The organism is Sphingobacterium sp. Mn56C (assembly GCF_049319645.1).
In the GTDB taxonomy this organism is placed as follows: domain Bacteria; phylum Bacteroidota; class Bacteroidia; order Sphingobacteriales; family Sphingobacteriaceae; genus Sphingobacterium.
Genome location: NZ_JBMOUC010000024.1, coordinates 1 through 230 on the forward strand (window position 1 = coordinate 1; position 230 = coordinate 230).

Annotated in this window: 1 tRNA gene; it reads left to right on the forward strand. The window is 43.0% G+C overall.

Features of this window, described 5'->3' with window-relative positions:
• The first annotated feature begins 1 nt into the window (after window position 1).
• Window positions 2-77 (forward strand) — tRNA-Phe (locus ACL9RF_RS17730).
• Window positions 78-230 lie beyond the last annotated feature (153 nt).

The following is a 230-nucleotide window of genomic DNA, read 5'->3' on the forward strand; positions in this document are numbered from 1 at the left end:
AGGTGCCATAGCTCAGTTGGTAGAGCAAAGGACTGAAAATCCTTGTGTCGCTGGTTCGAATCCAGCTGGCACCACCACAAAAGCCTGTTCTCCAAAGAATAGGCTTTTTTATACGCTGAAAGGCAAAAAAACTGAAGGTAACAGTTTATAAATAAAAACTTAAAAGGTGCCATAGCTCAGTTGGTAGAGCAAAGGACTGAAAATCCTTGTGTCGCTGGTTCGAATCCAGC